This window comes from Sulfuricurvum sp. (assembly GCF_023229695.1).
Classification (GTDB): Bacteria; Campylobacterota; Campylobacteria; order Campylobacterales; family Sulfurimonadaceae; genus Sulfuricurvum.
Genome location: NZ_JALNYS010000018.1, coordinates 55,498 through 69,430 on the forward strand (window position 1 = coordinate 55,498; position 13,933 = coordinate 69,430).

Annotated in this window: 10 protein-coding genes and 3 tRNA genes; all 13 read right to left on the reverse strand. The window is 44.3% G+C overall.

Going from position 1 to position 13,933, the window contains the following annotated elements:
• Window positions 1-113: 113 nt before the first annotated feature.
• Window positions 114-4,622, reverse strand: coding sequence for a DNA-directed RNA polymerase subunit beta' (rpoC, locus tag M0P91_RS12600; protein ID WP_295068013.1), 4,509 nt, complete (start codon window positions 4,620-4,622; stop codon window positions 114-116).
• Window positions 4,615-8,760: a DNA-directed RNA polymerase subunit beta gene (gene rpoB, locus M0P91_RS12605; RefSeq protein ID WP_295068016.1), complete on the reverse strand. Its 4,146-nt coding sequence runs from the start codon at window positions 8,758-8,760 to the stop codon at window positions 4,615-4,617. Before rpoB ends, rpoC begins: the two co-directional genes overlap by 8 nt.
• Window positions 8,761-8,931: 171 nt before the next feature.
• Window positions 8,932-9,300: a 50S ribosomal protein L7/L12 gene (gene rplL, locus M0P91_RS12610; RefSeq protein WP_295068019.1), complete on the reverse strand. Its 369-nt coding sequence runs from the start codon at window positions 9,298-9,300 to the stop codon at window positions 8,932-8,934.
• A 141-nt stretch (window positions 9,301-9,441) separates the two neighbouring features.
• Window positions 9,442-9,927 (reverse strand): 50S ribosomal protein L10, encoded by a 486-nt coding sequence (gene rplJ / locus M0P91_RS12615; RefSeq protein ID WP_295068022.1) that lies wholly within the window; start codon window positions 9,925-9,927, stop codon window positions 9,442-9,444.
• Between the two features lie 138 nt (window positions 9,928-10,065).
• Complete coding sequence (gene rplA / locus M0P91_RS12620) at window positions 10,066-10,764, reverse strand: 50S ribosomal protein L1 (protein WP_295068025.1); 699 nt, start codon at window positions 10,762-10,764, stop codon at window positions 10,066-10,068.
• A gap of 68 nt (window positions 10,765-10,832) precedes the next feature.
• Complete coding sequence (gene rplK / locus M0P91_RS12625) at window positions 10,833-11,258, reverse strand: 50S ribosomal protein L11 (RefSeq protein WP_295068027.1); 426 nt, start codon at window positions 11,256-11,258, stop codon at window positions 10,833-10,835.
• Between the two features lie 21 nt (window positions 11,259-11,279).
• Window positions 11,280-11,810 carry a transcription termination/antitermination protein NusG gene (nusG, locus tag M0P91_RS12630; RefSeq protein WP_295068029.1) on the reverse strand — a complete coding sequence of 177 codons (531 nt, stop codon included), beginning with the start codon at window positions 11,808-11,810 and terminating at the stop codon, window positions 11,280-11,282.
• Between the two features lie 9 nt (window positions 11,811-11,819).
• Window positions 11,820-12,005, reverse strand: a complete 186-nt coding sequence (gene secE / locus M0P91_RS12635) for a preprotein translocase subunit SecE (protein WP_295068031.1) — start codon at window positions 12,003-12,005, stop codon at window positions 11,820-11,822.
• A gap of 61 nt (window positions 12,006-12,066) precedes the next feature.
• Window positions 12,067-12,142: transfer RNA gene (locus M0P91_RS12640), tRNA-Trp, on the reverse strand.
• A 23-nt stretch (window positions 12,143-12,165) separates the two neighbouring features.
• The gene (gene rpmG, locus M0P91_RS12645; RefSeq protein WP_013461134.1) at window positions 12,166-12,318 is read right to left on the reverse strand and encodes a 50S ribosomal protein L33; all 153 of its coding nucleotides are present in this window, start codon (window positions 12,316-12,318) and stop codon (window positions 12,166-12,168) included.
• Between the two features lie 37 nt (window positions 12,319-12,355).
• Window positions 12,356-13,555 carry an elongation factor Tu gene (gene tuf / locus M0P91_RS12650; protein WP_295068034.1) on the reverse strand — a complete coding sequence of 400 codons (1,200 nt, stop codon included), beginning with the start codon at window positions 13,553-13,555 and terminating at the stop codon, window positions 12,356-12,358.
• Between the two features lie 97 nt (window positions 13,556-13,652).
• Window positions 13,653-13,727 (reverse strand) — tRNA-Thr (locus M0P91_RS12655).
• A gap of 96 nt (window positions 13,728-13,823) precedes the next feature.
• A tRNA-Gly gene (locus tag M0P91_RS12660) sits at window positions 13,824-13,900 on the reverse strand.
• Between the last annotated feature and the right edge of the window lie 33 nt (window positions 13,901-13,933).

The window sequence follows — 13,933 nt, forward strand, 5'->3', positions numbered from 1 at the left end:
CTTATTTTAAGGAAGTTTTAAATTGAAGGAGAGATGAAAGCAGATAAATAAAAAGGACACCAAAGTGTGTGAACTTTCCGCTGAGGGCATTATGCCCCCTGCGGGTAAAACTTTTACTCGTTAAACATAATCGTTTGGTCTTTGTAGATACCGGTACCGACCGGGATCGTACGACCGATGATGACGTTCTCTTTAAGATCGGTCAGGTCATCGATTTTCGCTGCAACGGCCGCTTCGGTCAAGACTTTGGTCGTGTCTTGGAACGATGCGGCTGAGATGATCGAATCGGCACTGACCGCAGCGCGGGTGATACCCACAAGATACGGTTCGGCAATTGCCGGTTCTCCGCCGAGGCGAAGAATCTTTTCGTTCTCAACTTTGAACTGCGCTTTGGAGACGACATCACCTTCGATGAATTTTGTATCACCGGAGCGTAAAATTTTGATCTGACGCAACATCTGGGTAAAAATTACCTCGATGTGTTTATCCGCGATATTAACCCCTTGACGGCGATAAACCTGCTGCACTTCACTGACTAAGAAGTTGTATAATGCTTTAACACCCAAAATTCTCAAGATTTCATGTGAACTGACAATACCATCCGTCAAACGCTCACCGGAGTGTACAAACTCTCCGGTATGAACCAGGATGGAGAGATTTTTATCAACAAAATACTCTTTAACCATTCCGTTTTCAGAGGTGATCAAAATACGCTCTTTTCCGCGAAGCGGTTTACCGAAACTGACCACACCGTCGAGTTCTGCGATCAACGCGATCTCTTTAGGTTTACGTGCTTCGAAAAGCTCAGAAACCCGTGGAAGACCCCCGGTAATGTCGCGCGATTTTTGAAGTGCTTTTGGCGTACGTGCCAAGATATCGGCCACTTTAACGTCGGCACGGTCTTGTGCGAAAATCGCTGTTTTCGGCTCAACCGCATAACGGATAATAGATCCGTCTGCTGCGGCAAGGACAATCGACGGCTTATATTCAGGGGCTACGTATTCGTTAATCATCAAACGGGTTTTTCCGGTCAGCTCATCAAACTGCTCAGATGCCGTAACACCCGGAATGATGTCTTCAAACGTGATAACACCGTCCGTTTCCGAAATAATCGGATTGGAATACGGGTCCCACTCAGCGATAATAATCGATTCCTCTTTCAGAGGTTTCGCGATCAACGTATCCGCTTTGACCGCTTCATCATCATTCACTTCTATAATCGAACCGCGAGCAATATAGTGACGAATCGCTTCACGTTCTTCGCTGTCGGCAACAACGGCAAACAGCCCTTTCACTTCAACGTTGTACCCTTTTGCAATCTCATGGTGACGCTCAAGGTAATCCCCTTTAAGAAGGTAGTATTTAACCGTCCCTTTCTCTTTGGCATAAATTTTCTGAGTAATCGGGGCACCGTCTTTGACCTGTATCTCAGATGCATACGGAATACGGTTAGGGACGTTCCATCCGTCTTTGATCGTCTCAACGATCGACTCATCCTCTTTTACCATTGTACCGTTTTCATACGGAAGATAAAACTTCCCTTCGATTTTACCGCTGACACCGGCAAGTTCATTCGGTTTTGCAACTTCATTTTTACGTAACGTGTAACGGGCTGTTTTGCTTTCCCCTTTAACACTGATGATAACTTCATCGTGAATGGTTTGAATCTCAATGGATCCCGAAAAAGGGGCCTTGATTTTCGGTTCAACCAGCAAGATAGCCGCATTACGTCGATTCGCGACAATATGTTTCCCCTCTTTGGAGAGGTAGGTTTTCATGTTGTAATAACGGATAAAACCCTCTTTGGTTACGATAACCTGACGCTCTTCACGGGTACTTGACGCCGTTCCCCCAACGTGGAACGTACGAAGTGTCAACTGTGTCCCCGGTTCCCCGATCGACTGGGCAGCAACGATTCCGACCGCTTCCCCTTTTTTGACAATATCGCCGGTCCCAAGGTTTAGTCCGTAACATAATGCACAAACCCCTTTTTCCGATTTACAGGTCATCGGAGTACGAATTTGAGCCGTTTTAATCCCTGCTTCAACGATTTTAGCCGCTTTGATCTCATCAATCAAAGTCCCCTCGGAATAGAGGATCTCGTTGGTGATCGGGTCAATCGCATCTTCCGCCAACACGCGCCCGTAGATACGGTCTTCCAACGGTTCAATCAATTCATTACCGACTGAAATATCGGTCAATTCGATCCCCTCATGGGTACCGCAATCGTGCTCAATAATTTTCACGTTTTGTGCAACGTCGACCAGTTTACGGGTCAAATACCCCGCATTCGCTGTTTTAAGAGCGGTATCCGCGAGACCTTTACGGGCACCGTGGGTTGAAATAAAGTATTCAAGGACGTTTAGACCCTCTTTAAAGTTTGAAATAATCGGCGTTTCGATGATTGAACCGTCCGGTTTTGCCATCAAACCACGCATACCGGCAAGCTGTCGGATCTGTGCCGCAGATCCCCGCGCCCCTGAGTCCGCCATCATAAAGATCGAGTTAAAACCGGATTTGTCATTTTGAATCAACTCCATCATACCGCCGGCAACCGTATTGTTCGTATCGGTCCAGACGTCAATGATTTTATTATAGCGTTCCTGCTCGGTCAAAAGACCCGCTTCAAACTGTTTTTGGATCTCTTTAACACGGTTTTTCGACGCAATGATCAACGGAGCTTTCATTTCCGGAATAATGATATCTGCAATAGAGATCGACACCCCTGATTTGGTTGCGTATTTAAAACCGAGATTTTTCAAATCATCCAGAAAACTCGCCGTTACACTCAGACCACCGTGCTTATTGACATAATCAACAAGAATTGAGATATTCTTCTTTTTCATAACAACGTTCCAAAGCTCTACCGGAACAAAATCCGGCAGAATCGATTTGAAAATCATACGACCCGCTGTTGTATGGATCATACGTCCATCGACACGGGTACGAACTTTCGCATGAAGGTCAAGCGCATCATGTTCAAGAGCGATCATCACTTCATCCACGTTGCTGAAAAGTTTATTCGAACCCTTCACATCATTTTTACCCAATGATAGGTAATAAAGACCCAAAACCATATCCTGTGACGGTGTCGCAATCGCTTTACCCGACGCAGGGAGCAAGATGTTCATTGAAGAGAGCATCAATACTTTACATTCGGCAATCGCTTCTGCACCCAGCGGAACGTGAACGGCCATTTGGTCACCGTCAAAGTCTGCATTGAACGCCGCACAGACGAGAGGGTGCAATTGGATCGCTTTACCGTCGATGAGTTTCGGGTGAAACGCCTGAATCGAAAGTTTATGCAACGTCGGTGCACGGTTGAGCATAATCGGATAACCCTCAACGATCTCAGCAAGACACTCCCAAACTTCGTTGGTTTTCTCTTCGATCATTTTTTTCGCCGCTTTCACGGTGGTTGCATACCCTTTATCTTCGAGTTTTGCAATCAAATGGGGTTTGAAAAGTTCCAACGCCATCAATTTCGGCAATCCGCATTGATCCATACGAAGGCTTGGTCCGACAACGATAACCGAACGTCCGGAGAAGTCAACCCGTTTACCGAGAAGATTCTGACGGAAGCGCCCCTGCTTCCCTTTGATGATCTCAGAGAGAGATTTCAACGGGCGCTTATTCGCCCCTTTAACCGCATTCGCGCGTCGGCCGTTGTCAAACAGCGCGTCCACCGCTTCTTGAAGCATACGCTTTTCGTTACGGACAATGATCTCCGGCGCTTCAAGTTCGATAAGACGTTTCAAACGCTGGTTACGGTTGATTACACGGCGATAGAGGTCATTGACATCCGATACCGCGAATTTCCCGCCGTCAAGGCTGACCAACGGACGAAGTTCAGGTGGCAATACCGGAAGTGCCGTCAACATCATCCACGCAGGATTGTTCCCCGAGTTCAAAAACGATTCGATAACTTTAAGCCGTTTTACGATCATTTTACGTTTTGCTTCGGAATTGGTTTTGGCTACCTCTTCTTTAAGCGCAGAGAAAAGATCCACTAAATCCAGCTCATCCAAAAGATCACGAATCGCTTGTCCACCCATCTCCGCTACAAAACCGGTATCCGAGTAACGTTGCATAAGGGTACGGCATTGCTCTTCATTCAATACATCGTATTTTAGTACCGGTGAAGTTTGTTCGCCGTCATAATACGACTCTCCGCCACGTTTAACAATGTACGCTTCGTAATACAATACGCGTTCAAGATCTTTCATCTTGACACCGAGTAAAGTACCGATACGGCTTGGAAGTGAACTGACATACCAGATATGAGCAACCGGAGTCACCAAATCGATGTGCCCCATACGGACACGGCGTACTTTGGATGTCGTTACTTCTACGCCGCATTTTTCACACACAACGCCTTTATAGCGCATTTTTTTGTATTTTCCGCACAGACATTCGTAATCACGAACCGGTCCGAAAATTTTGGCACAAAACAATCCATCCCGTTCCGGTTTAAGGGTACGGTAGTTGATCGTTTCAGGTTTCTTAACCTCACCATGGCTCCAAGAGAGAATTTTCTCTGGAGACGCAAGGCGAAACTGAAGCTGCTTAATGTCTTTTGGACGATTCTCTTCTGTTATGGTAACCGGTACTAATTTACTCATTGTCATCTACCTCGTCAAAAATGTCAATATCGAGCGCCAATGATTGAAGCTCTTTCGTTAATACGAACAGGGTTTCAGGGATACCTGATGCCGGAACGCTCTCACCTTTTGTAAGTGCTTTATAGGCACGGACACGTCCGTCTACATCATCCGATTTAATGGTCAACATCTCTTTAAGAACGGCGGAAGCACCGTACGCTTCAAGCGCCCAAACCTCCATCTCTCCGAAACGTTGTCCGCCGAAGAGGGCTTTACCGCCGACCGGCTGCTGGGTAACCAGAGAGTAAGGCCCGGTTGAACGGGCGTGTACTTTCTCATCAACCAAGTGGTGAAGTTTCAACATATACATATAACCGACATTGACACGCTCTTTGAGCTTATCTCCGGTTTTACCGTCGTACAGCTCCATTTTCCCGTCGTTGTCGAGTTTTGCCAGTTCAAACAATTTGGCAAACTCTTCTGAATTTACCCCTTCGAAGATCGGAGTCGCAAATTTAACCCCTTTGGACCAATCCTGTGCATATCCAAGAAGTGTCGCATCATCCATAGCTCCGATAGCATTTGCAGCATCCATGAGCCCCGCTACGTCAGCAAATGAAATCATTTTAGCGCGCAATTCACTAATAAACTCTTTTTGTTTTGCTTCAAAGATATCCTGAATTTGGTATCCAAGCTCTTTTCCGACCATACCGAGGTGCATCTCAAGAATTTGCCCGATGTTCATACGAGACGGAACCCCAAGCGGGTTCAAACATACGTCAACCGAACGGCCGTTTGCCATATACGGCATGTCAACTTGAGGAACGATCGTAGAGACGATACCTTTGTTCCCGTGCCGACCCGCCATTTTATCCCCGACTTTAAGTTTACGCTTGGTTGCAATGTATACTTTGACGTATTTAACTACGCCGTTAGGAAGAATGTCGTCTTTTTCCAAAATTGAAAGCTTCTCTTCGTGTTCGTCACGAAACTTCTTCTTCTCTTTCTGAAAATGGTTTTTGGTTTGGTTGTATTTTTCTTGAACATCATCCGCAAACGATTTGACGATATTATTCATGGCAAAACGGTTAACCTCTTTTAGATCATCCGCTTTGACGTTTTCGCCTGCTTTATATTCATTTGCGTTAATGCTGACATCGCTAACAAGAGGCTGCTTCGTCAGAAGTGAAACGATTCGTAACATCTCTTCTTTATCGATCATCAATAAACGGTCATAATGTTCACGTTCCAACTCATCACGTTCGTGCTTTTCAATCTCAAGAGTTCGCGGATCTTTGTCGTAACCTTTTTTCGTGAACACTTTGATATCAACAACTACCCCTTCCATACTTGGAGTACAGTAGAGCGATTTGTTGACTACGTGACCCGCTTTTTCTCCGAAAATAGCGCGGAGTAAACGCTCTTCCGGAGTCGGTTTTACTTCACCTTTCGGCGAAACTTTACCGACAAGGATCATTCCCCCTTTGACATAGGTACCGATTTTAACAATACCGCTCTCATCAAGATGGGCAAGTTCGTCATCACGAACATTCGGAATGTCTCGGGTGATCTCTTCGACTCCGTGCTTCAATTCACGTGCTTCCGCCTCTTTTTCATAAATATGAACCGAGGTAAAAGCATCCTCGCGGATCATCCGCTCCGACATTACAATCGCATCCTCAAAGTTGTAGCCGTTCCACGGCATAAACGCGACAAGGGCATTGATTCCAAGAGCCAATTCTCCTTGATCCATATTCGGACCGTCCGCAATAATTTGCCCTTTGGTAACCGCTTGCCCTTGTTTAACGATCGGCTTTTGCAAAAAAGTCGTATTTTGATTCGTACGCAAATTCTTTTGTAAAGGGTAAAAATCGATAAATGCACCCTCTTCGTCTTCGCCCATAATATAGATATGTTTCGAATCTACCTTCTCAACAATACCGCTGCGTTCAACTTTCACACATTCCCATGAATCACGTGCCACTAATTTCTCTACCCCCGTACCGACCATAGGTGCCTCAGGGCGCAGAAGTGGAACCGCTTGACGCTGCATATTCGAACCCATCAATGCACGGTTCGCATCGTCGTGTTCAAGAAACGGAATCAAACTTGCCGCGACACCGACAACCATGTGAGGCGTCAAATCACGCAGCTCACACGCTTTCGGCGAAACGAGAGGATATTCACCGTCTTGGCGAGTTTCTACCAAATCATCAAGAAAATTTCCATTCTCATCCAAGCGTGAAGAGGCAGCAGCAATCACTTTACCCTCTTCTTGCGTTGCTGTTAAGTAAACAACTTCGCTTGTCACCACACCGTCTTTGACAACGTTATACGGAGCTTCAATAAATCCGTGTTCGTTAACCTTCGAATAGGTCGCCAAAGTATTGATCAAACCGATGTTCTGACCCTCCGGAGTCTCAATCGGACAAATACGGCCGTAATGGGTCGGGTGAACGTCACGTACTTCAAATCCGGCACGCTCTTTAACCAGTCCCCCTTCTCCAAGCGCAGAAAGACGACGTTTATGGGTCACTTCTGAAAGAGGATTCGTTTGGTCCATAAACTGAGACAGTTGCCCGCCGCTGAAAAATTCCATAACGGTCGAGGTGATCATTTTTGAGTTGATCAAATCGTGCGGCATCAATTCCGTTGTCGGTCCGCTCATCGTTGAGAGTTTATCTTTGATCGCTTTTTGCATCTTGACAAGGCCGTTGTGCAACTCGTTCCCAAGCAATTCGCCGATCGAGCGGATACGTCGGTTACCCAGGTGGTCACGGTCATCGATGTGCCCTTGTCCGTTTTTAACTTTGATAACGTATTTGACGGTATTGATAATATCTTCGTTGGTCAAAACCGTTACATACTCAGGGACGTTTAAACCGAGTTTGTGGTTCATCTTCATACGACCGACACGGGTCAAATCGTAGCGTTCCGGATCAAAGAAAAGTTGATTAACAAATACTTTAGCCGCATCTTTGGTAACCGGTTCACCGGGACGCATAACTTTATAAATACGAACAGCGGCAAGATCATTTTCATCTTCAATCCCTTCCGTTTGTTTCAGAAGTTTGAGAGAATCCGCATCAGCAATAAATGCGTTGATAATTGCGCTATCGTGCCCTTCAGCCAAGTCATTGGCGATAATGAATTCGTTAACGCCAGCTTCGAGCATTTTTTTAAGTTTAGTTTCATCAATCTGCGTCATCGTGTCAAACATCACTTCACCCGTTGAGCTGTCAATGATCGGTTCAGCCAAATGCCGCTCAATCAATGTCTCAATAGGGTATTGGATTGCTTTAACACCGTCATGTAAAAGTTTTTCAGCTTTTTTTGCAGAAAGACGTTTTCCGGCAGCGACAAGCAATTTCCCGTCTGCATCAATAAGATCGTAACCTAAACGTCCAGCAAAATGTTCCGGATCAAAATCCATCAGATAACGATTTTCATCAACACGGATTTTTTGAAGCGGATAAAACATTTTTAATACGTCTTGCTTACTATACCCCAGTGCCCGGAACATAATGGTTACCGGCACTTTACGGCGTTTGTTGATACGCATGTAAAGGATATCTTTCGGGTCATATTCGAAATAGAGCCATGAGCCGCGGTCAGGGATGATTTGTCCTGTAAAAATCATTTTACTTCCGGCGGTACTTGACTCTTCTTCTTTAAAAATTACCCCCGGACTTCGATGAAGCTGATTGACGACGACACGTTCGACACCATTGATAATAAAAGAGGTACGATCGGTCATTAAAGGGATGTCACGAATAAAAATCGTTTGCTCTTTAATATCTTTTACACCGGTTTTTTCTTTGGTGTTTTCGTCACGGTCCCAAATCATAAGACGTGTTTTCATACGTAAAGAGACGGAATAGGTCAATCCACGTTCCATACACTCGCGCACGGTGTATTTTGGGCGTCCAACTTCAGAACCGAGATATTCAAGCGAAAGACGGTTTTGAGAATCATGAATCGGGAAAACCGATTGGAAAACGCGTTCAATACCGCTTTTTGAGCGATCTTTTTGTTCCAACATCAAAAATGATTCGTATGAACTTTGTTGAAGTTGTAACAAGTTCGGAACTTCAATTTGTTGGGGGGTTTTCGCGAAATCAACGCGTAAGCGGTTTCCGGAGTGAAGAGTGTTTAACATAGGCTACCTCAATCGAAATATGTAATCCCAAGCGGGATAATAAGTGCAAAGTCTGGGGGATGAGCGTCCTCAACCCTATAACGACGTATGGGCACTTTAGCAAGATGATAAAATCAACTCGCTAAAGTGCCCTGTGAGAGGTGGGGCACAAAGCCCCGAATCATAAAATGATTATTTGATTTCGACAGCTGCGCCGGCTTCTTCAAGCTCTTTCTTAGCTGCTTCGGCGACGTCTTTAGCAACGCCTTCTTTGATAGTAGTTGGTGCACCTTCAACAGCATCTTTTGCCTCTTTAAGACCAAGACCGGTAAGAGCACGTACAACTTTAATAACGTTGATTTTTTTCTCTCCGCCATCTTTCAAGATTACGTCGAATTCAGTTTGCTCTTCAACTTCAACAGCAGCTACGGCACCGCCTGCTACAGCTACCGGTTGAGCAGATACTCCAAATTTTTCTTCGAATTCTTTTACAAGCTCAGAAAGCTCAAGTACTGAAAGGTTTGAGATAAACTCAAGAACATCTTCTTTTGTTACAGCCATTGTATTCTCCTATGGAATTTTTTATTTTATTTTTGTACGCTATCGGAACAAGTCCCGATTAGCTACGTTAACACTGGGTTCTCCTCGGCGGAGTGCCCAATTTATGCCGACATTGCTATCAGCGGTTTTTCAAAGCAGCAATTACGCTGCTTCTTCTTCTTTTTTACGCTTAAGCGCATCGAGGCCGATTGTGAAATTGCGAACAGGTCCCATCCATACGGATGCCAACATACCAAGCAATTCTTCACGACCTGGAAGGGTTGCAAATGTGCGAACTTTATTCTCATCAGCCGCTTCGCCGTCAATGTACGCAGTGCGAATAACAAATTTGTCATTTGCTTTTGCGAATTCAACAGCCGTTTTAGAAGCAGCAATCGCATCATTTCCCCATACAAAAATATTAGTATCAACAATGTCGATACCCTTCATTTCCGCATTACTCAACGCAATAGTAGCCAATGTGTTTTTTACTACCTGAACTTTGGTATCTTTACCTCGTGCGATTTTACGCAACGCTTCAAGCTCAGACACTTTTAATCCACGGTAATCACACATAACTACACATTTAGCCGATTTAAACTCTTCAGTAAGTGTATTTACGATTTCAGATTTTTGTGTTTTATTCATTTATTCTCCTTTCCAGACATAACCTCAAGCGGGGCGGAAAAATCCGATTAAGGCTCAGCCCCCAACTGTCTTCAGTCCATAAGATAAAGTATACTTTCAATGACTGAGGAAATTTTCTCCTCCACCTTGGTATAAGATTTAGCCTCTGATATCAAGAAGCTCTTGGGTATCGAACTTAATTGCCGGGCTCATTGTCAATGAAAGTGCGCCGTTTTTAATATAGCGCCCTTTTGCGGTGGACGGTTTAAGACGGTTGATCGCAGCAACAAATGTTTTAATGTTTTCTGCAATTTTATCCGCATCAAAACTAACCTTGCCGATACCGGCATGGATGTTCCCTTTTTTGTCAACACGAAAGTTAACTTGTCCGCCTTTTACGTTGCTGACCGCTTTTGCAATATCGGCAGTAACCGTCCCTGTCTTAGGATTTGGCATCATCCCTTTTGGTCCGAGGATACGTCCGACTTGACCTACAAGACCCATACAATCCGGTGCGGCAACTACGATATCAAACGGCATATTACCCGCTTTGATCATATCAACAAGGTCTTCGGCGCCTACAATATCAGCACCGGCATTTTTTGCTTCATCGACCTTAGCCCCTTTTGCAAAAACTGCCACACGAACCACTTTTCCTGTACCGTGAGGAAGCACAACAGCACCACGGATCATTTGGTCAGCATGACGAGGGTCAACACCTAAGTTTAATGCAATTTCTACTGTTTCGTCGAATTTTGCAGATTTAAGTTCACTAATGAACGTTGCAGCTTCGACTACTGAGTAGTTTTTTGTCATATCAATTTTTTCACTGAGTTGTTTATAGCGTTTTCCAGCCATTTTAATTCTCCAATATTAGAATCTGCCGCAAGGTTTAATCTCTTTGCGGTCGAAGAGCAGTGTAGAAATTAATCTACGATATCAACACCCATTGAACGTGCAGAACCACTGATAGTAGCCGCAGCTGCATCGATGTCATCTGTGTTCATGTCTTGAATTTTTTGCTTAACGATTTCCATCAATTGAGCTTTAGTGATTTTACCCACTTTGTTTTTCATCGGATTGTCAGTCCCTTTTTTAAGACCGGCAGCTTTCATAATAAGAGCAGACGCCGGAGGCTGTTTTGTGATAAAAGAGAACGTTTTGTCTGCATATACCGTAATAACAACAGGGAGTTTAAAACCTGCCTTATCTTTTGTACGCTCGTTGAACGCCTTACAAAATTCCATGATATTAACACCACGTTGACCAAGTGCAGGACCTACCGGTGGTGCCGGATTAGCCGCACCGGCATTAACTTGCAACTTGATGTAGCCCGTAATTTTCTTTGCCATTTGTGCTTCCTTTTTTTGAGATTAAATTATTTTTTCTACTTGTGAATAGGATATATCCACAGGTGTGCTGCGTCCGAAAATAGATACGTTTAACTTTAATGTACCGTGTTCCAGATCATACTCGTCGACAGTACCGGTAAAGTTTGCAAACGGCCCATCAACGATACGTACCATCTCACCATTGTCAAAATAGACTTTCGGTTTTGGTGCGGAGCGATTTGTAACACGATCCAAAATCACTTCAATATCACTCTCACTTAGCGGAGTAGGTTTGTTCGCTTCACCGATAAAACCCGCAACACGCGGTAGGGACTGAATTCTATGCTGAAGATCCGTTGTAAGATCCATATTGGCGAAAACATATCCTGAATAGAGTGAACGCTCAGAAATTTTCTTTTTACCGTTTTTCACTTCGATCACATCTTCTGTCGGTACAATAACATCTGTTATAATATCTTGAAGATTGTTCTCGGTAATAATATTTTCAATAGCAGCTTTAACACTACGCTCACTACCGGCATAAGTTTGAATCGAGTACCAACGATGCGCCATGTTTTTTCCTTAATTCAAAATTGCTGAAACAGTTGAGGACATGATCAAATCGACCAACGCTAAAAAGAGAACAACAAAAGTAACAACAATAACCACGGCAATAAAAGCCTGTTTAACTTGCGGTTTTGTTGGAAAAATTACTTTGGCTAATTCTAGTTTAGCATTTCGAATATATTGATTTACGGTATTTTTCATCATTTATCCTTAGGACATTTCCAACGAATAAAGCTCTAAAGCATCATTAGTCAAAAATGGGTGGCAGGCCAGGGGGGATTCGAACCCGCAACCATCGGATTTGGAATCCGGCGCTCTACCATTGGAGCTACTGACCTATAAACCCCCGAAGGGGAACTGATTAAAGTTTTGCTTCTTTGTGAACGGTATGTTCACGGCAGAATTTGCAAAATTTACGAACTGAGAATTTCTCAGTGTGAGTTTTTTTATTTTTAGTTGTGTGATAGTTGCGACGTGTGCATTTTTCACAAGCTAAATGGATATTTTCGCGCATGCTTTACCTTCATAGTCCGGCTCGAAGCCGGGGAAAATTATGCAAGGATTTTAGAAACAACCCCAGCACCGACAGTACGTCCACCTTCACGGATAGCGAAGCGAGTACCCTCTTCCATCGCGATCGGATGGATTAGTTCAGCGATAATTTTTACGTTATCACCAGGCATAACCATTTCAGTACCTTCTTGCAAGGTGATAGCACCTGTACAGTCAGTTGTACGAACATAGAATTGTGGGCGGTAGCCGTTAAAGAATGGAGTATGACGTCCACCCTCTTCTTTGCTCAATACGTAAATTTCAGCCTCAAATTTTGTATGAGGTTTGATTGATTTAGGCTTACAAAGAACTTGTCCGCGTTCAACATCTTCTTTCTTAGTACCACGAAGCAAGATTCCGCAGTTATCCCCTGCTTCACCCATCTCCATCTCTTTACGGAACATCTCAACACCGGTTACGGTAGTTGTTTGTGTATCACGGATACCGACGATTTCGATCGTTTCACCGATTTTGATAGTACCACGCTCGATACGACCCGTTACAACGGTTCCACGACCAGAGATTGAGAAAACGTCCTCTACCGGCATCAAGAAATCTTTATCAGTTTCACGAACCGGCTCAGGGATATACTCATCAACCGCATCCATCAATTTAAGGATTTTAGCAGCCCAGTCACCGATGATACCTTTTTTTGCCTCTTCAAGCGCTTGGTATGCAGATCCTGCGATGATAGGGGTATCATCACCCGGGAAATCGTACATATCAAGAAGTTCACGAATTTCCATCTCAACAAGTTCAAGAAGTTCTTCATCATCTACCAAGTCTTCTTTGTTCATGAAAACAACGATATATGGAACACCGACTTGGCGAGAAAGAAGGATGTGCTCACGTGTTTGTGGCATCGGGCCGTCCGCTGCAGATACAACCAGAATTGCGCCGTCCATTTGAGCAGCACCGGTAATCATGTTTTTAACATAGTCGGCGTGACCAGGACAGTCAACGTGCGCATAGTGACGTTTCTCAGTTTCGTACTCAACGTGTGACGTAGCGATCGTAATACCGCGCTCACGCTCTTCAGGAGCGTTGTCGATTTGATCGTAGTCCATAAATTTCGCACCCGTTTTTGTAGCAAGAACCGCTGTAATTGCTGCAGTTAACGTAGTTTTACCGTGGTCAACGTGACCGATTGTACCGATGTTGACGTGTGGTTTATTACGCGTAAACTTTTCTTTTGCCATTGTGTCCTCCGACTGAAATTGTAAATGAAATTGGAATTATACCAAAAAACAGCTGAAATAGCTTTCAAGCTTTCAAATTATAACAAAAAAATATTACTGGAGCTCACGAGCGGATTTGAACCGCCGACCTCTTCCTTACCAAGGAAGTGCTCTACCCCTGAGCCACGTGAGCATAATGATACATTTGTTGTGTTGGAAGCTTAAAAACTATTTTACAGTTTTATGGTAATTGATGAAGTAGTATTGCGAAATGTACTTCAGCTCCCAGTGGAGCGGGAAACGAGACTCGAACTCGCGACATTCAGCTTGGAAGGCTGACGCTCTAGCCAACTGAGCTATTCCCGCAGATGGTGGTGAGAGAAGGATTCGAACCTTCGA

Excerpts from the sequence above, each read along its gene's own strand:
- rpoC (WP_295068013.1), bottom strand. The coding sequence starts at position 4,622 with ATGAGTAAATTAGTACCGGTTACCATAACAGAAGAGAATCGTCCAAAA.
- rpoB (WP_295068016.1), bottom strand. The coding sequence starts at position 8,760 with ATGTTAAACACTCTTCACTCCGGAAACCGCTTACGCGTTGATTTCGCG.
- rplL (WP_295068019.1), bottom strand. The coding sequence starts at position 9,300 with ATGGCTGTAACAAAAGAAGATGTTCTTGAGTTTATCTCAAACCTTTCA.
- rplJ (WP_295068022.1), bottom strand. The coding sequence starts at position 9,927 with ATGAATAAAACACAAAAATCTGAAATCGTAAATACACTTACTGAAGAG.
- rplA (WP_295068025.1), bottom strand. The coding sequence starts at position 10,764 with ATGGCTGGAAAACGCTATAAACAACTCAGTGAAAAAATTGATATGACA.
- rplK (WP_295068027.1), bottom strand. The coding sequence starts at position 11,258 with ATGGCAAAGAAAATTACGGGCTACATCAAGTTGCAAGTTAATGCCGGT.
- nusG (WP_295068029.1), bottom strand. The coding sequence starts at position 11,810 with ATGGCGCATCGTTGGTACTCGATTCAAACTTATGCCGGTAGTGAGCGT.
- secE (WP_295068031.1), bottom strand. The coding sequence starts at position 12,005 with ATGAAAAATACCGTAAATCAATATATTCGAAATGCTAAACTAGAATTA.
- rpmG (WP_013461134.1), bottom strand. The coding sequence starts at position 12,318 with ATGCGCGAAAATATCCATTTAGCTTGTGAAAAATGCACACGTCGCAAC.
- tuf (WP_295068034.1), bottom strand. The coding sequence starts at position 13,555 with ATGGCAAAAGAAAAGTTTACGCGTAATAAACCACACGTCAACATCGGT.